Source organism: Rhizobium sp. ERR 1071 (assembly GCF_007828675.1).
GTDB classification, from domain to species: Bacteria; Pseudomonadota; Alphaproteobacteria; order Rhizobiales; family Rhizobiaceae; genus Rhizobium; species Rhizobium dioscoreae.
Genome location: NZ_VITM01000003.1, coordinates 343,588 through 363,484 on the forward strand (window position 1 = coordinate 343,588; position 19,897 = coordinate 363,484).

Annotated in this window: 20 protein-coding genes and 1 pseudogene; 7 read left to right on the forward strand and 14 right to left on the reverse strand. The window is 60.9% G+C overall.

The window, feature by feature from the left end; genetic code table 11:
- Positions 1–2: 2 nt before the first annotated feature.
- From FBZ99_RS11790 to guaB, 3 genes are all read right to left on the reverse strand, one after another.
- Positions 3–425 carry an MAPEG family protein gene (locus FBZ99_RS11790; RefSeq protein ID WP_113353810.1) on the reverse strand — a complete coding sequence of 141 codons (423 nt, stop codon included), beginning with the start codon at positions 423–425 and terminating at the stop codon, positions 3–5.
- A gap of 98 nt (positions 426–523) precedes the next feature.
- Positions 524–1,114: a hypothetical protein gene (locus FBZ99_RS11795; RefSeq protein WP_113390245.1), complete on the reverse strand. Its 591-nt coding sequence runs from the start codon at positions 1,112–1,114 to the stop codon at positions 524–526.
- Positions 1,115–1,117: 3 nt separating this feature from the next.
- Positions 1,118–2,602 (reverse strand): IMP dehydrogenase, encoded by a 1,485-nt coding sequence (gene guaB / locus FBZ99_RS11800; RefSeq protein ID WP_113353808.1) that lies wholly within the window; start codon positions 2,600–2,602, stop codon positions 1,118–1,120.
- A 326-nt stretch (positions 2,603–2,928) separates the two neighbouring features.
- Between guaB and FBZ99_RS11805 the strand changes: the two genes are divergently transcribed.
- The 3 genes and pseudogenes from FBZ99_RS11805 (at position 2,929) to FBZ99_RS11815 (ending at position 5,004) form a co-directional block, all read left to right on the forward strand.
- A complete protein-coding gene (locus FBZ99_RS11805) occupies positions 2,929–3,300 on the forward strand; it encodes an NIPSNAP family protein (RefSeq protein ID WP_113390246.1) in 372 nt (123 codons plus the stop codon).
- A 15-nt stretch (positions 3,301–3,315) separates the two neighbouring features.
- Complete coding sequence (gene plsY, locus FBZ99_RS11810) at positions 3,316–3,987, forward strand: glycerol-3-phosphate 1-O-acyltransferase PlsY (protein ID WP_113390247.1); 672 nt, start codon at positions 3,316–3,318, stop codon at positions 3,985–3,987.
- Positions 3,988–4,086: 99 nt separating this feature from the next.
- Positions 4,087–5,004 (forward strand): annotated as a pseudogene (locus tag FBZ99_RS11815) (alpha/beta fold hydrolase).
- A gap of 29 nt (positions 5,005–5,033) precedes the next feature.
- Here the strand turns inward: FBZ99_RS11815 and FBZ99_RS11820 are convergent.
- Entirely contained in the window at positions 5,034–5,906 is an 873-nt protein-coding gene (locus FBZ99_RS11820) for an MBL fold metallo-hydrolase (protein ID WP_113353805.1), read from the reverse strand.
- A gap of 347 nt (positions 5,907–6,253) precedes the next feature.
- Here FBZ99_RS11820 and FBZ99_RS11825 point away from each other — a divergent pair, with 347 nt between their 5' ends.
- Positions 6,254–7,684 carry an MFS transporter gene (locus FBZ99_RS11825; RefSeq protein WP_113353804.1) on the forward strand — a complete coding sequence of 477 codons (1,431 nt, stop codon included), beginning with the start codon at positions 6,254–6,256 and terminating at the stop codon, positions 7,682–7,684.
- 77 nt (positions 7,685–7,761) lie between these two features.
- Here FBZ99_RS11825 and FBZ99_RS11830 read toward each other — a convergent pair whose 3' ends face one another.
- The 5 genes from FBZ99_RS11830 to FBZ99_RS11850 form a co-directional block, all read right to left on the reverse strand.
- Positions 7,762–8,499, reverse strand: a complete 738-nt coding sequence (locus FBZ99_RS11830; protein WP_113353803.1) for an RlmE family RNA methyltransferase — start codon at positions 8,497–8,499, stop codon at positions 7,762–7,764.
- The gene (locus FBZ99_RS11835; RefSeq protein WP_113330115.1) at positions 8,496–10,073 is read right to left on the reverse strand and encodes a Ppx/GppA phosphatase family protein; all 1,578 of its coding nucleotides are present in this window, start codon (positions 10,071–10,073) and stop codon (positions 8,496–8,498) included. The genes FBZ99_RS11830 and FBZ99_RS11835 overlap by 4 nt, the downstream gene beginning before the upstream one ends.
- 145 nt (positions 10,074–10,218) lie before the next feature.
- Complete coding sequence (locus FBZ99_RS11840; protein ID WP_113354069.1) at positions 10,219–11,022, reverse strand: anti-sigma factor family protein; 804 nt, start codon at positions 11,020–11,022, stop codon at positions 10,219–10,221.
- The gene (locus FBZ99_RS11845) at positions 11,015–11,659 is read right to left on the reverse strand and encodes an RNA polymerase sigma factor (RefSeq protein WP_113330114.1); all 645 of its coding nucleotides are present in this window, start codon (positions 11,657–11,659) and stop codon (positions 11,015–11,017) included. The genes FBZ99_RS11840 and FBZ99_RS11845 overlap by 8 nt, the downstream gene beginning before the upstream one ends.
- A gap of 62 nt (positions 11,660–11,721) precedes the next feature.
- On the reverse strand, positions 11,722–12,264 hold the full coding sequence (locus FBZ99_RS11850) for a tetratricopeptide repeat protein (protein ID WP_069612348.1): 543 nt from the start codon (positions 12,262–12,264) through the stop codon (positions 11,722–11,724).
- A 197-nt stretch (positions 12,265–12,461) separates the two neighbouring features.
- Between FBZ99_RS11850 and FBZ99_RS11855 the strand changes: the two genes are divergently transcribed.
- From FBZ99_RS11855 to FBZ99_RS11865, 3 genes are all read left to right on the forward strand, one after another.
- A complete protein-coding gene (locus FBZ99_RS11855; protein ID WP_145633247.1) occupies positions 12,462–13,514 on the forward strand; it encodes a type III polyketide synthase in 1,053 nt (350 codons plus the stop codon).
- Positions 13,514–14,011 (forward strand): isoprenylcysteine carboxyl methyltransferase family protein, encoded by a 498-nt coding sequence (locus FBZ99_RS11860; RefSeq protein WP_113353801.1) that lies wholly within the window; start codon positions 13,514–13,516, stop codon positions 14,009–14,011. The genes FBZ99_RS11855 and FBZ99_RS11860 overlap by 1 nt, the downstream gene beginning before the upstream one ends.
- A gap of 117 nt (positions 14,012–14,128) precedes the next feature.
- Positions 14,129–15,376: an NAD(P)/FAD-dependent oxidoreductase gene (locus FBZ99_RS11865; RefSeq protein ID WP_145633249.1), complete on the forward strand. Its 1,248-nt coding sequence runs from the start codon at positions 14,129–14,131 to the stop codon at positions 15,374–15,376.
- Between the two features lie 7 nt (positions 15,377–15,383).
- On the opposite strand, the gene FBZ99_RS11870 is transcribed toward FBZ99_RS11865, so the two are convergent.
- From FBZ99_RS11870 to FBZ99_RS11890, 5 genes are all read right to left on the reverse strand, one after another.
- Entirely contained in the window at positions 15,384–15,911 is a 528-nt protein-coding gene (locus tag FBZ99_RS11870; RefSeq protein ID WP_145633251.1) for a gluconokinase, read from the reverse strand.
- Positions 15,912–15,985: 74 nt separating this feature from the next.
- Complete coding sequence (locus FBZ99_RS11875) at positions 15,986–16,939, reverse strand: peptide ABC transporter ATP-binding protein (protein WP_145322539.1); 954 nt, start codon at positions 16,937–16,939, stop codon at positions 15,986–15,988.
- Positions 16,936–17,952, reverse strand: coding sequence for an ABC transporter ATP-binding protein (locus tag FBZ99_RS11880; protein WP_145633254.1), 1,017 nt, complete (start codon positions 17,950–17,952; stop codon positions 16,936–16,938). The genes FBZ99_RS11875 and FBZ99_RS11880 overlap by 4 nt, the downstream gene beginning before the upstream one ends.
- A complete protein-coding gene (locus FBZ99_RS11885; protein WP_113330107.1) occupies positions 17,952–18,860 on the reverse strand; it encodes an ABC transporter permease subunit in 909 nt (302 codons plus the stop codon). The genes FBZ99_RS11880 and FBZ99_RS11885 overlap by 1 nt, the downstream gene beginning before the upstream one ends.
- Positions 18,861–18,870: 10 nt before the next feature.
- A complete protein-coding gene (locus tag FBZ99_RS11890) occupies positions 18,871–19,875 on the reverse strand; it encodes an ABC transporter permease subunit (protein ID WP_145633256.1) in 1,005 nt (334 codons plus the stop codon).
- Between the last annotated feature and the right edge of the window lie 22 nt (positions 19,876–19,897).

The window sequence follows — 19,897 nt, forward strand, 5'->3', positions numbered from 1 at the left end:
CATCAGGAGAAGGTGAGCCAGATGCCGAGCCAGCCCCACATGCAGACCAGGGCTGCAAAACCAAGGGCGAAGAGCGGACTGCGATAGCGCAGATCGTTGCTGGTCACATGCACGAAGGCATGAGCGTAGCGTGCCGCGACAAAAATCCAGGCGAGGATCACGGCCGCCAGATTATCGGCCTGTGTGGTGTAGAGTACGATGCAGCAGGCATGGAAGAGCAAGGGAAGTTCGAACTGATTGGCGAGGCTGTTTCGCACTACCAAGCTTTCCGCTGGCTCATCGGCTGCATGATTTTCGCGGAATTGCTCTGGCTGAATGCGGCCGGCCTTCACCAGCACACGGCGGCGCCATCCCAGGAGCGCATAGAGGATGAAAACCAGTACCGCATGCGCCACCATGGGCCAGAACATTTCATAGCCTGTCACGCGGCCAACTCCTTTGGAACTTCCGAAAGCTATACAGTAGATCTGAAATGCTGCAGCGACCTTTGCGCGTCGCATATGACGCGCGGCACTGTAGTCGATCAGGACGGTTTGGAACTGTCGCGCGATAGGTAGCGAAAAATCGCAAAACGGACCAGCAGAATCACTGTCACAACCAGCGTCAGAAATTTCAGCCTGATGATGATGGGCAGGAGGGTCGCAAGCAGCGATACCGTGGCATCGGAGGGCATTGCCGGCGGATAGAGCATCAGGCCGGCGATATTCTCGGCATAATCGACAAGCGTATAAAAGATCGGCAGGCAGAAAATGACCGTGGTCCCACCCGGTGGGATCGGCCGGCCGAAGAAAAAACCGCCGGGGCCGACCAGCCGCATCAGGCAAAACAGCAACCCGCCCAGCACCAGCGGGAAGATCAGCTCCGGCCCGAGATACATAGAATGCAGGATCGCGGCCGGATCGGGATGCTCCTTGAGATAGCGCAGCATGGCGATGACATCTTCGCTCTCATAGCCGCCGATGCGCACATCGAGCATCGACTGGCCGGCGGCGGCATCGCTGAATGCTCTTGCGAAGCCGGCATAGATCCAGGCGAAGAGTGCCAGCGAAAGAGCCGCAAGGATCGCCGCCAGGCCCTGTAAGGACCTGGCGTTGCCCGAAGCGCGATCTGCCATCAATCAGCCGCCTGCGCCCGGATAGTTCGGGCTTTCGCGGGTGATCGTGACGTCATGGGCATGGCTTTCGCGCAGGCCCGCGCCGGAGATGCGCACGAAGGTCGCGCGCTCCTGGAAATCCTTGAGGTCGGCACCGCCGACATAGCCCATGGCCGCTTTGAGGCCGCCTGCGAGCTGATGCAGCACGCCGGAGACAGGCCCCTTATAGGGAACCTGGCCTTCGATGCCTTCCGGCACGAGCTTCAACGTGTCGCGGACCTCGGCCTGGAAGTAGCGGTCGGCCGAGCCGCGCGCCATGGCGCCGACGGAGCCCATGCCGCGATAGGCCTTGAAGGAGCGGCCCTGGTAGAGATAAACCTCGCCCGGGCTTTCATCCGTACCGGCAAGCAGCGAGCCGATCATCGCTGCGGAAGCGCCGGCGGCGATCGCCTTTGCCAGGTCGCCGGAGAACTTGATGCCGCCATCGGCGATGACGGGAATGTTCTGAGCCTGCGCAGCCTCGACCGCCGACATGATGGCTGCGAGCTGCGGCACACCAACACCAGCGACGATACGGGTCGTGCAGATGGAGCCGGGGCCGATACCGACCTTGACGGCGTCAGCGCCGGCATCGATCAACGCCCGCGTGCCGTCATAGGTGGCGACATTGCCGGCCATGATGCGGACGGAGTTGGACAGCTTCTTGACGCGGGTGACGGCATCGAGAACGCGCTGCGAGTGACCATGGGCGGTATCGACGACCAGAAGGTCGACGCCAGCCTCAATCAGGCGTTCGGCACGTTCGAAACCGTCATCGCCGACGCTGATGGCGGCGGCAGCGCGCAGGCGGCCCTGAGCATCCTTCGAAGCGTTCGGGTTCAGCTGCGACTTCTCGATATCCTTGACGGTGATCAAACCGACCAGACGGCTGTCAGCGTCAACGACAAGCAGCTTTTCGATGCGGTGCTTGTGCAGCAGGCGCTTGGCTTCCTGTTGCTGGACGCTTTCTGCGACCGTGACCAGATTTTCGCGGGTCATCAGCTCGAAGATCTTCTGGGAGGGGTCGGAGGCGAAGCGGACGTCGCGATTGGTGAGGATGCCGACGAGGCGGTGCGACTTTTCGACGACCGGGATTCCGGAAATGCCGTGGGCCTTCATCAGAGCAAGCGCTTCGGCAAGCGTGGCGTCGGGGCCGATGGTGACCGGATTGACCACCATGCCGCTTTCGAACTTCTTGACCTGGCGGACCTCTTCGGCCTGCTGCACCGGTGTCAGATTGCGGTGGATAACACCCATGCCGCCGGCTTGGGCCATGGCGATCGCAAGACGGCTTTCCGTGACCGTATCCATGGCGGCGGAGAGGATCGGCAGGTTGAGCTCGATGTCCTGGGCGATGCGGGTGGCGATATTCGTCTGGCCCGGCATGACCTCCGAGTGTCCCGGCTGCAGGAGCACGTCGTCGAATGTGAGGGCATCCAACCCGGTTGACGTTTCAATAATGCGTGCCATGGCCAATTCCTTCGTCTGTGAAAAACAGGAAAGCCCGGAACGAATCGTCTACCGGGCGATCTTGCAAGTGTTGCTTGGAAGTTGGCGAGGGCTGGTAACACGTTCATGACAGGAAGGGAATAGCAAAAAGCGAGGGGCAGATATGCTAAGCCTTGGCTTCAGCGCGGGATTCGGCTCCACGTCATCGTCAGGCGCTTCCGACAGGGGCAACGGCGGCAGTCTATTCCGGAAAATTGTGCCATGACATACTGTGCCATGGCATAAGGTATCACGGTCGGCCGGACGCAGGAGCCCTTGGGCCTGCTGGTTAAAGAAATGGTCTTTCAATGCACAAAAGCCCGGTTACATGCGAAGTTCGCTACCGCATCGATCACCATAGAATTTCGGAATTCGAAGCCTATGGTCGGATTTGGATCGAACTCATCGAACGCCATGGCGGAACGCATCACGGCTACTTCATACCCAGAGACAAGCCGGCAGAGGCGGGAGTGAGCTTTCCGGGCATAGGTGAAGAAGGCTCCGGCGACATTGCGGTCGCATTATTCACATTTCCAGATGAGACAACCTACCTGCAATACCGCGAGCGTGTTGCAGCCGATCCGGACGGAATTGCCGCAAACGAACGCTTCGGTAGGAGTCCACCATTCATCAGCTACGAGCGAACTTTCTTGCGGCCGGTGCTACGGGTAAAGTCTTAAACAGAGGTGACACTCATGGGTTTCTGGATAGCAAGCGTCGCGGGATTGGCGATCGCCTATCTCTTCGGCTCCATACCCACGGGCTATCTGGCGGGGAGACTGCTCAAGGGCGTTGATATTCGGGACCTCGGTTCCAAATCGACTGGCGCAACGAACGTATTGCGGACCCTTGGGAAGTGGCCAGCCTTGGCGGTGCTCCTGGTCGATGTGCTGAAAGGGGCCGCGGCGATCGTCTTTGCCCGTTGGTTCTATCCTTGGCTCCAAACATTGCCGTCCGTGTCGCCGCCAACTGCGCTTGATCAGCAAAACTTCGTTTTGTGGGCGGTTTGCTTAGCGGGACTCGCAGTCTTGCTGGGGCATAGCCGCCCGATCTGGCTGAATTTTAAGGGCGGCAAATCCGTCGCAACGGGACTTGGCCTGTTGCTGGCGATAGCCTGGCCGGTGGGATTAGGTGCAGTGACCGTTTTTGGCATTACGCTGGCTATTTTTCGGATTGTTTCTCTCGGCTCAATCCTGGCAGCTTTGACGGCGATTGCCCTTGTCTGCGGCTTGGAGCAGCCGTTGCCATATCGATTGCTGGTGATTGCCGGTAGCCTTTATGTGATCGTGCGCCATCGTATGAATATTCAGCGACTGCTGGCAGGAACGGAACCTCGTCTCGGGCGAAGTGCCGTGATCCGGAATTGAATGCGCGGAGCTTTTGCGAATTTCGGTTGTGACCTGGAGCCGGTTTTGCCATGCTGAAATGCCTCTCGGATGCACCATTGATCGGTAGAGGAATGCCACATGAAGACAGTCACAGCCGGCGTTCTGGAAATCGCTTATCGGGAAAGCGGGCCGCCCGACGGCCAGCCGGTGATCCTTTTGCACGGCTTCCCGTATGACATTCATGCTTACGATCAGGTGGCCGAGCGACTCGCTTGAGATGGATGGCATTGCTTCGTGCCGTTCCTGCGTGGATTCGGCTCGACGCGATTCCTTTCCGACGAAACCTTCCGGTCAGGAGAGCAAGCCGCTCTCGGTTCGGACCTTCTGGCTTTCATGGACGCGCTTGGTATTTCTTCGGCGACGCTTGGCGGCTATGATTGGGGTGGCCGGGCAGCCTGTATTGTCGCTGCCCTTTGGCCCGAGCGTGTTCGCGGTTTGGTAAGCTGCGGGACGGGATACAACATCCAGAACATCACCGCCGCCGGCCAACCCGCGTCGCCCGAAGAGGAATATCGCTATTGGTATCAATATTACTTCCATTCGGAGCGTGGCCGAAGAGGACTGAGCGAGAAACGCTGCGAGCTTTGCCGTTTCATCTGGAAGCTATGGTCTCCCACATGGAGTTTTGTTGACGCAACTTACGAACAGAGCTTTGCGGCATTTGAAAATCCGGATTTTGTGGATGTCGTCATTCATTCCTATCGACATCGGTTCGGCGGTACTCCCGGAGATCCAGAGCTCCAGTCCATAGAGGCAGAACTAGCCAAGCAACCTGATATCGTCGTGCCAACCTTTGTTCTGCAAGGTGCCGACGACGGTGTCGATCCACCTGATGCAATCGACCATGCCGCGCCGCATTTCAAGGCCGCGTTTTACCAACGACGTATTATTGCAGGGGTTGGACACAATCTGCCGCAGGAGGCGCCTGCTGCTTTTGCAGGCGCCATCCGTGCCGTTACGCATCAAGATAATGGTCTCTTTCGCGACCGTTCTTGAGCTTACATCCCGCCATCAAGTCGCTGTCTTCAAACATCGAACTGGTAGCTTTTCGGAATGTAGCGAAAACCTTCCGACTGTTTTTCGACGAAGCCAACGGCGGGGAAAGGCATGTGGAAGCCGAGGAAGGGAATGCGGTCGGCGGCGATCATATCGAAGATGCGGCGGCGGGTTTTCGCGGCCTGCGCCTTGTCCGCATCGAAGCGGACTTCCCAATCCGGGCGGCCGAGCGATAGGACATAATGGTTGGCGGTATCGCCGGTCATGACGAGTTGGCTGCCGCCGGATTCCAGGTGGAAGACGAGATGGCCGGGCGTGTGGCCGGGCGCCAGCATGGCGGTCATGCCGCTGACGATCTGGTCGCCATCCCTAAGGAAGGTCATCTTTTCGGCGAAGGGCACGACATTGGCGAGGACGGCCTTATGGCCGCCTTCCGCCGGTGTTCCCTCACGCGCCGTATCGGTCCAGAACCCATATTCGATCTCGCCGGCAACGTAGCGAGCATTCGGAAAGGCCGGGCCATCCTCCTCCATCAATCCATTGATATGATCGCCGTGTAGATGCGTGAGAGCGACGACCGTGACCTGCTCAGGCGTGTAGCCGACCGCCTTCAGCCCTTCGCGAAAGCGGCCGAGGCCACGAGCGCGACCGGCGGCACCAAAGCCGGTATCGACGACGATCACGTCGGAGCCGGTGTCGATGATGGCGGGCGCGTAGCTGTTGACGAATTTTTCCGTCGGCAGGAAATTCTGCTCCAGCAGTTTGCGAACGGTGTCCGGCGCCTGGTTCGAGCCGAAAGTTTCCCAGGGGTTGTCCATGATGTTAGCGCCGTCCTTGACGACGGTGACGGTGCAGGATCCCAATTTGAACCGATGCGTATCCGGGGGCAGGACGGCAGTCATGAACTCACTCCTTATGTTGATGCGCAGCGTAAGCTGCGCCTATCGCAGCCTCCGGTGACGGCGGCCTGGAAGTTGCGCGTCTACGACCGAAAATTTGGTCATGACAACACAATCCAAATCCGCTAATAGACCGGACGACGTTTTATGCGTTTAGCATTTCCATGCTCTTAGCATATGTCAAATCCTGCGTCCCACCCGATGCGGCAGTGGATATCACGAAGACGTGATCCCCAGGCGCTGATGGAGCAAAATCCAGGATTGGCAGCAGCCTCGCATAGGACTACAGAGCGGCTGATCGCACCCTGAGCGGCGGCTTTCCGAAGACAGACCTATCAAGGCGGATGCCCATGAATCGCATCGTTCCATTGATCCTCGCCGTAGCCCTTTTCATGGAACAGATGGATTCCACCGTCATCGCGACAGCGCTGCCGGCCATCGCCAATGATCTGCATGTCGGCCCGATCACGCTAAAGCTGGCGCTGACCTCCTACATGGTATCGCTGGCCGTCTTCATCCCGATCAGCGGCTGGATGGCGGATCGCTTTGGCGCGAAGAACATTTTCCGCGTGGCCATCTGTGTCTTCGTTATCGGCTCCATCATGTGCGCCTTCTCGGGCGGCCTCGTGGAATTCGTCTTCGCCCGCTTCCTGCAGGGCGTCGGCGGCTCGATGATGACGCCGGTCGGGCGCCTTGTGCTGGTGCGCACCACGCAGAAGAGCGATCTCGTTTCGGCGATGGCGCTGCTCTCCATTCCCGCGCTCGTGGGCCCGCTTGCCGGTCCTCCGCTCGGCGGCTTCATCACCACCTACGCTTCCTGGCACTGGATCTTCCTGATCAACGTGCCCGTCGGCATCCTCGGCGTGATCTTGGCGTCAATCTTCCTGCCCGATGTGGAAGCGACAATGCCGCCGAAGCTCGATGTCATCGGTTTCCTGCTGACCTCTTTCGCCGCATCCGGCATAGTCTTCGGCATGTCCGTCATCAGCCTGCCGGCTCTACCGCCCTATATCGGCATCTCCGCCGTCGTCATCGGCTTCGTCTGCGGCTTTCTCTATATCGGCCATGCGCGCCGTCACCCGGCCCCGATCCTTGATCTCACGCTGCTGAAGAACGCCACCTTCCGCGCCTCGGTCACCGGCGGCACGCTGTTCCGCATCTGCATCGGCGCCATGCCCTTCCTGACACCCTTGATGCTGCAGCTCGGCTTCGGCCTCAATCCATTCCAGTCCGGCCTCATCACCTTTGCCGGTGCCATCGGCGCGATCTCGACGAAATTCATCGCCCGCCGGGTCTTTACCGCCGTGGGCTTCAAGACAGCGCTGCTTTCGGCCGCGGCCATCACCACCCTGACGACGATCTGCACGGGCTTCTTCCAGCCCTGGACGCCGCACCTCATCATTGTCGGCATCCTGCTGATTGGCGGCTTCTCGCGCTCCTTCTTCTTCACCGGCATCAATGCGCTTGCCTTCGCCGATATCAACGACAAGCAGGCAAGCCAGGCGACATCGATGAGCTCGGTCATGCAGCAGATCAGCCTGGCGCTCGGTGTTGCCGTCGCCGCCATGATCCTGGAAACCTCGACCTTCTTCAGCGGGACGGAACTGCAGGTCCGCGATTTCCATATCGCCTTCTTCTGCATCTCGGTTCTGACCGTACTTGCGACCATCCCCTTCATCCGGATGGATCGCAGTGCCGGTGCCATGGTCTCCGGCCATAAGGCCGGTCTCAAGCGCGTCGCCGCCCTTCAGCCGCAGGTGCAGCAGCCGGCCGCAAAATGACAACACGATCCCTACGCTTGGGCAACGCCGTAGCGTAATCGAGATCTCGCCGATTCATGGATCGAGAGCCGCCGAACTTAACGCACGGCGGCGGCTTCCGCCTCTTCTGTCTCGCCTTCCGGCTTCCGGCCCTTGAAACCCTTCGCCAGCAGGAACATTTCCACCGACTCGGCTCTGGATGCGCCGGGCTTCACATGGATGACCTGACGGAAATTCTGCTTCAGGAAGGTCAAGAGGTCACGCTCGGTACCCCCCTGGAAGGTCTTGGCAAGGAAATGGCCACCTTCGGCCAGCACCTCGACGGCGAAATGCGCAGCCACTTCGCAAAGATGCATCGTGCGCAGATGGTCGGTGCGGTGATGGCCCGTCGTCGGCGCCGCCATATCGGATATCACGAGATCCGGTGTGCCGCCGACGGCATCGATCAGCCGCTGCGGCGCTGCCGGATCGAGGAAATCGAGCTGCAGGATACTGACGCCGGGTATCGGCGCCATTTCGAGGAAATCGATGGCGGCGACGCGGATATCCTCCTCGGTCGAGTCGGTCACCTTGGCGGCGATCTGTGACCAGCTGCCCGGAGCGGCACCCAGATCGATGATGCGTCGCGCGCCCTTGAGGATCTGATGCTTCTCGTCGATCTCCAGCAGCTTGAAAGCGGCGCGGGCACGATAGCCTTCCAGCTGGGCGCGCTGCACATAGGGATCGTTGATATGGCGCTGCAGCCATTGCCGCGACGAGGCCTTCAGCTTCTTTTTCTTGACGCGCTGGCCGAGCTTGCGGCCCGTGCGGTTGCCGGCGATGGTTGGCTTGGTCACGTCTGCGGCCCCTTCATATCCCTCGGTCGATGACCCCGGCGCGAGCGGCCTCGCCGCCAAACGCCGTCGTCTGCCATCATGTCGGTCAGCAGTCCCTCGCGCAGGCCGCGATCAGCAACGCGCATGCGCGGGCTCGGCCAGCGGCGGCGGATCGCCTCTAGAATGGCGCAACCCGCCAGCACCAGATCGGCACGATCCGGCCCGATGCAGGGATTGGCGGCGCGGCCGGCAAAATCCCAGGACAGGAGCTTCGCCTGCATCGCACTCACTTCATCATCCGACAGCCAGACGCCATCGACCCGGCGCCGATCGTAGCGCGGCAGATCAAGATGGACGCCTGCAAGCGTTGTCACCGTGCCTGAAGTCCCGATCAAGTGGAAGTCGCCGCTGTCACGTGCGGCGCCATGAACCGGCGGGCAATCGAAACGCTCGAGCATGCGCTGAACCTCACACACCATCGTCTCGAACAGCTCCGGCGTTACATCGCGCCCGCCATGCCGTTCCGAGAGGGTGACGACACCGACCGGCAGCGAAGTCCAATGGGTGATGTGATTGGCCAGCCGGCTGGAGCGATTCTCGCCGATGCGGATAACGGCAATTTCCGAAGAGCCGCCGCCAATATCGAACAGCACGACCGAGCGCGCCTCCGGTCCCACGAGCGACGAGCAACCGGAAACGGCAAGCCGCGCCTCGGTTTCGCGGTCGATGATTTCGAGCTGCAATCCGGTCTCTTCGGTCACCCTTGCTAGAAACGCTTCGCCGTTGTCAGCGGCGCGGCAGGCCTCGGTCGCGATCAGCCGCATGCGCCGGATCTCGCGGGTCTTCAGCTTGGCCGCGCAGATGCGCAGCGCTTCCACGGCGCGGTCCATGGCATCGCTGGAGAGACGGCCACTGGCGCCGAGCCCTTCGCCAAGACGCACGATGCGGGAAAATGCATCAACCACTCGGAACTGACCCGGACGTGTCGGCTGCGCGATCAGCAGACGGCAATTGTTGGTGCCGAGATCGAGAGCGGCATAGAGATCGAGCGGACGGGAATCAGCCTCGGCATAATGGTGCTGCCCCTGGCCTTCACGTCGCGGCTGAGGCTGCCGGTTCTGACGGTGATCGTCGTGGGTCGGAGCGTGGACATTCGCCTGCGTATTCGCTGGAGCGACGATCTGCGCCGTCTTCTCATGCACGAGAGGCCGACCCTGCAGGCCGCGCTTGCTGCGATGCTTGCGCCGATTCTTGCCGCTCTTATGCGAGGAGGGATGGCCATGCTCAGTCGAAGCGCGATGCTCCGCCTGTGATGAAAACTGCTGTGTTGACGAAGAAGGCTGCGCGCCACCCTGGGCTGCGCCGCGTGCACGGCGGCGGCGCTTGCGCTTTCTAGCCGGCGAGCCGGCCTCATCCTCTGCTGGGCGCTGCGCCACCTGGCTGGACTTACCTGCCTGGCTAGCCTCCGCAGAATGAGCGTTCGGGCGGCCATGACCGCGCTTACGCTTCGCGCGCCGGGAGGATTTACCCTTCCTGCGCTCTGCTGCCGGCGCCCCGTCTGCCTGCGGCGCTAGGCCGCTTTCGGGGTCACTCACGTATCTTTTCCACCGCACCGCGCAAGGCCTTGGGGGCATGCTGCTGGCGCTCGTTCGATTTTCGTTGGGCAAAGAATACCAGCAGGATGGGTTTTCGCCAAATTCTTTTTGAATCACGCCATTTTAGTCGCACCGGAAACAGCCCTCAGGCGATGAGGTGCGCCCTGACATCAGCTGCAAGTTGCTGCATCCGATCGATCGGCGCGTGACCGATCAGCATGAAGGCGTGTGTGGCGCTCGACCAATAGACGACATTCATGCCGCGACGATTTTCCATGTCCGGCGCGGCCATACCCCTGGTGGACCGAACGATGCAGAGTGCCATCGGGCCGCTTTCCGGATCGAGATAGGCGATCTGGGCGAGTGGCTTGCTGTCATAATTCAGGATCTGAGCACGCTTGAACTCTATGCCCGGCATGGCAATCGCCTCGGGCGCCAGCGGCAAATCCAACTTGGCACCGACCTCATTCAACTGCGCGACCTGCTGCGCATGGTCTCCGGCCGGAGCACTCAGCGTATCCGCCGTATAGAGCGAAAGATATTCCGCCACGACGGCACGCCATTCGGCATCCTCGTCCGGCTTCGAAAGCTTACGGCCGATGCCGATCACAGCGCGGTCGATGGCGATGGCGGCTACGAAACTCGCAGCCATTGCGGCCAGGAAACCGCGGCGGCCAATGCCAGCGGCGCGGACCTTGCTTTCCTTTGACGAGGGAATGGCGGCAAGCATGGCATCCAGCTTCGCAGCCGGCGCCTTGGCGAGCATCGGCTGAAACGCTTCAGAAAAGGGCAGCGTGCTGCGCGACAAAAAATCGAAACGCTCCGCCACGTGCTCGTCGCTGGCGATTAGCCCCTCGATCCTATCGCGGTCGGCAGCATCCAGCTCGCCATCGATGAAGGCGGTGAGCTGTTCGTCCGTAACCGTCGGTCCTTTGTTCAATTCACTCATTTCCATTCCCCAGTCGCCCACCTCCGGATGCATTTCCGTCAGCCGCCACCCCCATGCCATCAGCGAGCTTCGCCCGCGCTGCCGCCAATCGGCTCATGACGGTTCCGATCGGCACATCGAGAATTTCAGCCACTTCACGATAGGAAAGCCCCTCGACATAGGCCAGGAACACGGCAGTGCGCTGTGCTTCCGGCAATGCCTGCACGCGCTGCAAGACCTGCCCGGCGAGAACACGCGTTTCGGTTTCCTGTGCGCCGTCAAATACGAGCGTCTCGTCGGCATCGACGAAGCCCTGCCCCATACGCACACGGCGCGAACGGACCTCGTTCAGCCAGATCGAATGAAGGATGGCAAACAGCCAGCGGTCGAGCCTCGTGCCGGCGGTAAACTGCGCCGCCCGCTCCAAAGCTCTGACGCAGGTCGCCTGCACGAGATCATCCGCCACGTCGCGCTGGCGCGACAGCACCACGCCGTAGCGCCACAACCGCGTCAGATGCTGGGACAGGCCTGCCCTGATATCCTCTTCGCTCGCTATGACATCCTCCGCGGCATTCGCAGGTCCGGAAACCGCCGACCTTTTCGGCGGCTCCGTTGCTGTCAGACTATAAGCAGAAATAGCACCACGAGCGACCGGCATCACTCCCATATCTCTCGCAAGGCTCCCTGCTTGCCGTCTTTATCACTGACCCGGACCTGCGATCACAGGCTGGACGGATTCATGATCGCGGCGTGGAGATCGCGATACTCCTCGCAGCTCGTATTGCCGCAGAGCGTCTTGATCGTGTTCAGCTGATCCTTGGCGAGGTCCATCTGACCCTTGATGACGTAGGCTTCGCCGAGATATTCACGAACCAGCGTGTACTTCGGATCCATGGCGACGGACTTCTGGTAATAGGAAATGCCTTCGTCAGTGCGGCCGAGCTTGCGGGTAACATAGCCGCGATAGTTCAGCGCTTCTGCCGTATTCGGGTTCTTCATCGTGTCGAGAACCGCCAGGGCTTCCTCGTAACGATGATCCTTCTTGGCGAGCGAATAGGCGTAGTCGGCGCGGTTTTCGTCGGTGACATTGGCGCTCTGCTGCTTGACGCACTTCTTCGCCTTCTGATCGTAGATCTCGCCCTTCTTGCAGGTCGGCGTCGTGCTGGAATCGTCGCCGGCGGCGAAGACGGGAACGGCGAAAGCGCCGAGGGTCAGGCCTGCACCGAGGGCGATGGAAGCCAGGCGAAATGCTTTGGTCGTCATGGAATGTCTCCTTGGCAAAATGAACGTTGCGAGGGGAGAACACACCGTCTGCATATTTTATTCGAACGACCCGAGAATTTTTTCGACGCATCCTATGTCGAGACGCCGTCACTGTTTCGTGACTGCTCTGGCATCGAATAGACCACCGCTATCGCGTGTTTCAGCCGACATGCCCCTCAAGGGCACAGGAGAAACTCGTGACCGATACCGTCAAACTTCTAAGCCTTGCCGTCGCAACGCCCGACAACATCATCCTCCAGACCGAAGCCGCCGAGACGGCGGGCCGTCTGTTCTCGGACCGTTTTCAGGATTTCAAATATCTCGCCCGCGTGTTCGAGAGCACCGGCATTCGCCAGCGCCATCTGGCGCGGCCGCTTTCCTGGTTCGAACAGCCGCATGGCTGGCAGGACCGCATGGCCGCCTATGCGGACGAGGCCTCCGAACTTTTCCGCCGCTCCGCAACAGCAGCGCTACAGCGGGCCGGTCTCGAGGCCAGAGAGGTCGACTGCATCGTCACGGCTTCGTCCACAGGGCTTGCGACGCCGAGCCTCGAGGCACGGCTTGCGAGCGAGATGGGCTTCCGCCTGGATATCGAGCGCGTGCCGATCTTCGGGCTCGGCTGTGCTGCCGGCGTATCCGGCCTTGCCGTTGCGACGAAGATGGCAAGAAGCCGGCCGGGCGCCGTCGTGCTCTTCGTCGCGATCGAGCTCTGCTCGCTCGCCTTCCGCCTAGACGAACTGACACGGCCCAACATTATAGCCACCGCGCTGTTCGGCGATGGAGCAGCAGCCTGTGTGCTGCGAGCCGGCGAAGGCGGCATTGCGGAAATCGAAACGACAGGCGAACATCTTTTCCCCGACAGCCTCGGCATCATGGGCTGGAAGATCGACGATACCGGTTTTGGCATCATCCTCGAACAATCACTGCCGGTCTTCGCCGAAACGCATCTGAGGCGCGCGGTTGCCGGGATTCTGGAGCGATCCAGGCTTTTGATCTCCGATGTCGACCGCTTCATTTGCCATCCCGGCGGCGCCAAGGTGTTGTCGGCCCTCGAGAAGTCGCTCGGCCTTGAAGAAGGTTCGCTCGATATCGAGCGCGAGGTGATCGGCGACTATGGCAACATGTCCTCTCCCACCGTGCTGTTCGTGCTGGAGCGGGTGATTGCGGCCGGATTGCCGGAGCGTTCCGCCCTACTCGCCATGGGGCCGGGATTTTCGGCAAGCTGCATTACCCTGAGGAGGGTTGCATGATGCTGTGGCCATCGATCGCGCTTCTGACCTTCGTGACGCTGCAGCGGCTGGCAGAGCTCGTCTATGCCAGGCACAATACCGCGGCGCTCCTTGCCCGCGGCGCTCGGGAACATGCGCCGGAGCATTATCCCTTCATGGTGGCGATGCATACGACATGGCTGATAGGATTGTGGTTGCTCGCCATCGGCCGGTCGGTCGATCCCGCCTGGTTTGTGCTCTTCATGGTGCTGCAGGGACTGCGTCTCTGGGTGCTGGTGACACTCAAGGATCGTTGGACGACACGCATCATCATCCTGCCCCGCGCGGCGCTGGTGACCAAAGGACCCTATCGCTTCCTCAGCCATCCGAACTATGCCGTTGTCGTCGGCGAGATCGCCGTCTTGCCGCTCGCTTTCGGCATGCCGCTTTATGCCGCGATCTTTTCTCTGCTCAACGGCATCATTCTTGCGATCCGCATCCGCGCCGAAAACGCCTGCCTGCGACAGACTGCAAGCTGATCCGCATTTTTCAATTGCGCCACTGAAATTTGGCAGGCATTTTCGATGCTTAGAGCGCGGTCAGGCAATGCGGAGCGACCGGGCGCAATGCGATGAGCATGCGGATAGCAGGGTAAGATGACAAAGGACGCAATCGTTCTCGGTGCTGGTATCGTCGGGGTTTCGACGGCAATCCATCTGCAGCGGCGGGGACGGCAAGTCGTCCTCGTCGATCGCCAGCCACCGGGTCAGGGAACGTCCTTCGGCAATGCCGGCCTCATCCAGCGCGAGGGCGTGGTGCCCTATGGCTTCCCCCAGCAGTTCGGCCTGCTGCTGCGCTATGCCTTCAATAACCGCATCGACGCGCATTACCATCTGCGCGCGCTGCCGGCGCAGATCGCCTTTCTTGCCCGCTATTGGTGGAACTCCAATACCAAGCGCCATGAGATGATTTCGCGCGCCTATGCGCCGCTCATCGAACATTCCGTCAGCGAACACAACGATCTCATCCAAGCCTCGCATGCCGAGGAGCTCATTCGCAAGAATGGCTGGATGGAGCTCTTCCGCTCGAACGAGAAGCGGGATGCCGAGTTTGCCGAAGCGGAGCGCCTCAGCCGCGAATTCGGCATCGGCTATGACGCGCTGAACAGCGCAGAGATCGCAAGTGCCGAGCCGCATCTGAGAGGCAGCTTTGCCGGAGCACTTCGCTGGCGCGATCCCTGGTCGGTGCTGGACCCGCACGGATTGACGGCCGCCTATCGGCGATATTTCGAAAGCATTGGCGGCCGTGTGACGACCGGAGACGCGGTTTCGCTCGGCATGGCAGGTTCGGCCTGGAGAATGGTGACGGCGGAGGGATCGATCGAGGCGGAGGATGTCGTCGTCGCACTCGGCCCCTGGGCTGATATCGTCACGAAACGCTTCGGCTATGCTTTCCCGCTCGGCGTCAAGCGCGGCTACCACATGCATTACGCCGCCGAGGGCAATGCCATCCTCAACAACTGGATGCTGGATGCCGAGCGTGGCTATCTGCTGGCGCCGATGAGCCGGGGCATCCGGCTGACGACCGGCGCCGAATTCGCCCTGCGCGATGCTCCGAAGACGCCGGTCCAGCTCGATCGCGCGGAGGCCGTCGCCCGCACCACCTTTCCGCTCGGCGAACGGCTCGATCCGGAACCCTGGATGGGCGCGCGCCCCTGTACGCCCGACATGATGCCGATTATCGGCAAGGCGCCGCGCCACAATGGCCTATGGTTCGCCTTCGGCCATGCGCATCATGGATTGACGCTCGGCCCGGTGACCGGCCGCGTGCTCGCCGAACTCATCACCGGTGAGAAGCCGTTCATCGATATTTCGGCTTATGCTCCTAGCCGATTCGCGCCCTGAGCCTTTTTTAGAGAATAGCCTTGAGACTTTTGACGGAGGCCTCGACGATCTCCTCGATCGTCGCGTCGATGTCGACGGTCACGACGCCGGGCTCGCCGGTCGGCACTTCCAAAGTCTGCAGCTGACTTTCGAGCAGTGACGCCGGCATGAAATGCCCCTTGCGCTCGCCCATGCGCTTCGTCAGCAGTTCCTTCGAGCCTTCGAGATAGATGAAATAGAGATGGCCGCCGGCAGACGCCCGCAGGCGTTCGCGATAGACACGCTTGAGCGCCGAGCAGGTAACGACAACGCCCTCGTTTTTTGCAAGGCTTGCCGATATTTCCTGACCGATCTTTTCGAGCCAGGGCCAACGATCCTCGTCCGTCAGGGGGATGCCCTTGCTCATCTTCTCGACATTGGCGGCCGGATGCAGCGCGTCGCCTTCGATAAAATGGATGCCAAGCTTGGCCGCGACACCCTCACCGATTGAGGATTTGCCACTGCCGCTCACACCCATGACGATGATGGCAAGGGGAACGTCTTGATTATCGCGCATAAGGCCTGTCCGGAATGATTGACTTGAACGGGGCACGACCGGTCTCGCCAGCCGTGCCCGACTCACAACTTGGATCAATCCAGCGGAAAGAAACAGGAAAATTTATGCGTTCCCTCGCCCGCGAGTTCCGGTTCGACCTGCCGGCACTTGTCTTGGGCACGCCAGCAGCGCGGATTGAAGTGGCAGCCCTTCGGCGGATTGAGCGGCGACGGCAATTCGCCCTGAAGGCGGATGCGGTTCTTTTCGCGATCCGGATCGGCGATCGGCGTCGCCGACAGAAGGGCGGCAGTATAGGGATGGCGCGGCCGGGTGAAGACCTCTTCCGCCGTGCCGGTTTCCACCGGGCGTCCGAGATACATAACCATCACGTCGTCTGCGATGTGACGGACGACGGAAAGGCCATGCGAGATAAAGAGGTAGGCAAGGCCCATCTCTTTCTGCAGGTCCATCAGCAAGTTCAGGACCTGCGCCTGAATCGACAGATCGAGTGCGGACACCGGCTCATCGAGCACCAGCACCTTCGGCCGCAGCATCAGGGCGCGTGCGATGGCGATGCGCTGGCGCTGGCCGCCCGAGAACATATGCGGATAACGATCGTAGTGTTCCGGGCGCAGACCGACGCGCGCCATCATCTCCTCCACCTTGCGGCGGCGCGTCGCGGCATCATCATCCGTGTTGATCTTCAGTGGCTCTTCCAGGATGGAGCCGACCTTCTGACGCGGGTTCAGCGAGCCATAGGGGTTCTGAAACACGATCTGCACGGCGCTGCGCAGGCTGCGATCGCCGAGCCTGGCGGGCTTGCCGTCGATCAGCAATTCGCCGGCCGTCGGATTTTCGATCATCGTCACCAGGCGAGCGAGCGTCGACTTACCGCAGCCGGATTCGCCGACGACAGCGAGCGTGCGGCCCGACTGCAGGCTGAAGCTGACACCGTTCAGCGCCTTGACGGTCGCTTCCGGTTTGAAGGTGCCGCGCTTGACGGTGTAGAAACGGGCGAGATCGCGCCCTTCGAGAACAGCGCCGGTCATGCGGCACCTCCTGCTTTTTGCGTGGCGGCAATCCCGGGGTGGCCGAGCGGCTTGCCATGTTGCAGCGGATAATTGCATAGGGCTACGCCCAGTTCAGGCCCCTGACGCTTGACGCCCTTGTCGCATTCCGGCGTTGCAAAGGAGCAGCGCGGCGCAAAGAGACAGCCCCTGGGACGATCGTGCTGGCCGGGAACGACGCCGGCGATCGATGGCAGGCGCTCGCCGACTTCGGCACGCTCCGGCAGAGCCGAGAGAAGGGCTGCCGTGTAGGGATGATGCGGATCGCGGAACAGAGCCTTGACCGGCTGCTCCTCGACCTTCTGGCCGGCATATTGCACCTGCACGCGCTCGGCGGTTTCCGCAACCACACCCATGTCGTGGGTGATGAGCACGAGCGCCATGCCCTGCTCCCGCTGCAGGCGCACGAGCAGATCGAGGATCTGCGCCTGGATCGTCACGTCGAGCGCGGTCGTGGGCTCATCGGCGATCAGAAGCTTCGGATTGCAGGCGAGCGCCATGGCGATCATGACGCGCTGGCTCATGCCACCAGACATCTGATGCGGAAAGTTCGACAGACGATCCTCGGGAGCTGGAATGCCAACGAGATTCAGCAGTTCGATCGAACGCTGGCGGCGCGCTTTACGGTCGAGGCCCATGTGGATGCGCAGTGTCTCGCCGAGCTGGAAGCCGACCGTGAAGCACGGATTGAGGCTCGACATGGGTTCCTGGAAGATCATTGCCATGTCCTTGCCGATGATCTTACGGCGCTGGCGCGAGGAGATGCCGCGCAGATCCTTGCCATCGAACATCATGCGGTCGGCGGTGATCTTCGCCGTCCAGGGCAGAAGGCCCATCATGGCAAGCATGGAGACGGATTTGCCGGAACCGGATTCGCCGACGATCGAGAGGATTTCTCCCTTGTCGCAGGTGAGCGAAACACCATCGACCGCCCGGAACAGGCCGGACGAGGTCTGGAATTCAACGGATAGGTTTTCAATATCGAGGAGTGCCATTACGACCTCTTCAGCTTCGGGTCGAACGCATCGCGCAGGCCGTCGCCCATCAGATTGATGGCGAGCACCGTGATCAGGATGCAGAGACCGGGGAAAGTAACGAGCCAAGGGTTGCTCTGGAAGAATTCGCGCGAGTCGGCGAGCATCGTGCCCCATTCCGGCGTCGGCGGCTGGGCGCCTTGACCGAGAAAGCCGAGGGCTGCGGCATCGAGAATGGCGGCCGAAAAGGCAAGCGTCGCCTGCACGATCAGCGGACCGAGGCAATTCGGCAGGATCGTCTTGAACATCAGCCGCAGAGGACCGGCGCCGGCAACACGCGAGGCGATGACATATTCCTTGTCGCGCTCAGCCATGACGGAAGCGCGGGTCAGACGAACGAAATGCGGCTGGTTGACGATGGAGATCGCGATCATCGCATTGGTCAGGCCCGGTCCGAGGATTGCCACCAGCACCAGGGCAAGCAGCAATGACGGGATGGCAAGAATGATGTCCATGATGCGCATTATGATCGTATCGATGCGGCCACGGGCGTAGCCGGCGACAAGGCCTATCAAGATGCCGGCGATCGCCGAAAGCGAGGCAACGACGAGGCCGATAAACAGCGAGAAGCGCGTGCCGTAGATGAGGCGCGACAGGAGATCGCGACCATTGGCATCGGTGCCGAGCAGGAAACTGCTGTTGCTGCCCTCCGCCCAAGCTGGCGGCAGGCGCTGCATGTCGCTGCCGTAAGCGGCATCGGGATTGTGAGGCGCCACGACGCCGGCAAAGATTGCCAGAAACAGGACGAAGAGGAAGATCGCAAGGCCGATGACGGCGCCTTTGTTGCGAGAGAAATAATACCAGAACTCCGCAAGAGCGGAAGGACGGTCGGATTTGACACTAACCGTTTTGACGCTAACCGTGCTCATGGGGCCGCTCCTAGTGACGAATGCGTGGGTTGACGAAGCCGTAGAGCAGGTCGACAGCAAGATTGACGAGCATGACGATGCCAGCGATCAGCAACAGGCCACCCTGCACCACCGGATAATCGCGCTTGAAGACGGCGTCGATCATCCATTTGCCGATGCCTGGCCAGGAGAAGATGCTTTCCGTCAGGATGGCGCCGCCAAGCAGCACACCGACCTGCAGGCCGATCGTGGTGACGACGGGGATCATCGCATTTCGCAACGCATGCACGGAAACGACGCGCAGCGGTGAGAGCCCCTTGGAGCGCGCCGTGCGCACATAATCCTCGCCCAGCACTTCCAGCATGGCTGAGCGCGTCTGGCGCGCAATGACGGCCAGCGGAATGGTGCCGAGCACGATGGTCGGCAGGATCAGCGAATTCAAAGCGGACCAGAAGGCGCCCTTCTGACCGGAGAGGAGGCTATCGATCAGCATGAAGCCGGTGATCGGCTTGAAGAAATAGATGAGGCCGATGCGGCCGGAAACCGGCGTCCAGTGCAAATAGCCGTTGAAGACGATGATCAGCAGCAGGCCCCACCAGAAGATCGGCATGGAATAGCCGACAAGAGCCACACCCATGACGCTTTGATCGAACCATGTGCCGCGCTTGACGGCGGCGAAAACGCCGGCCGGAATGCCAAGACAGATCGCAAGGATCATGGCGCAGATCGACAATTCGAGCGTTGCCGGGAAGAAGGTCAGGAAATCGGTCAGCACGTCACGCTTTGTCGTGATCGAGGTGCCGAGGTCGCCGTGAAGAGCATTCCAGATATATCGGCCGTACTGGACGATCATCGGCTGGTCGTAACCGAGATCGTGGGTGATCTGCGCATGGCGTTCCGGCGACATGACGCGTTCGCCCGACAGCAGCATGACAGGATCGCCAGGAAGCAGGCGGATGAAGGAGAAGGCGACGATCGATACGCCGAGAAATGTCGGGATCAGCACCGCTAGCCGGCTGAGAAGAAATCGCAACATGGCAGATGTCCAAATTTTTCCG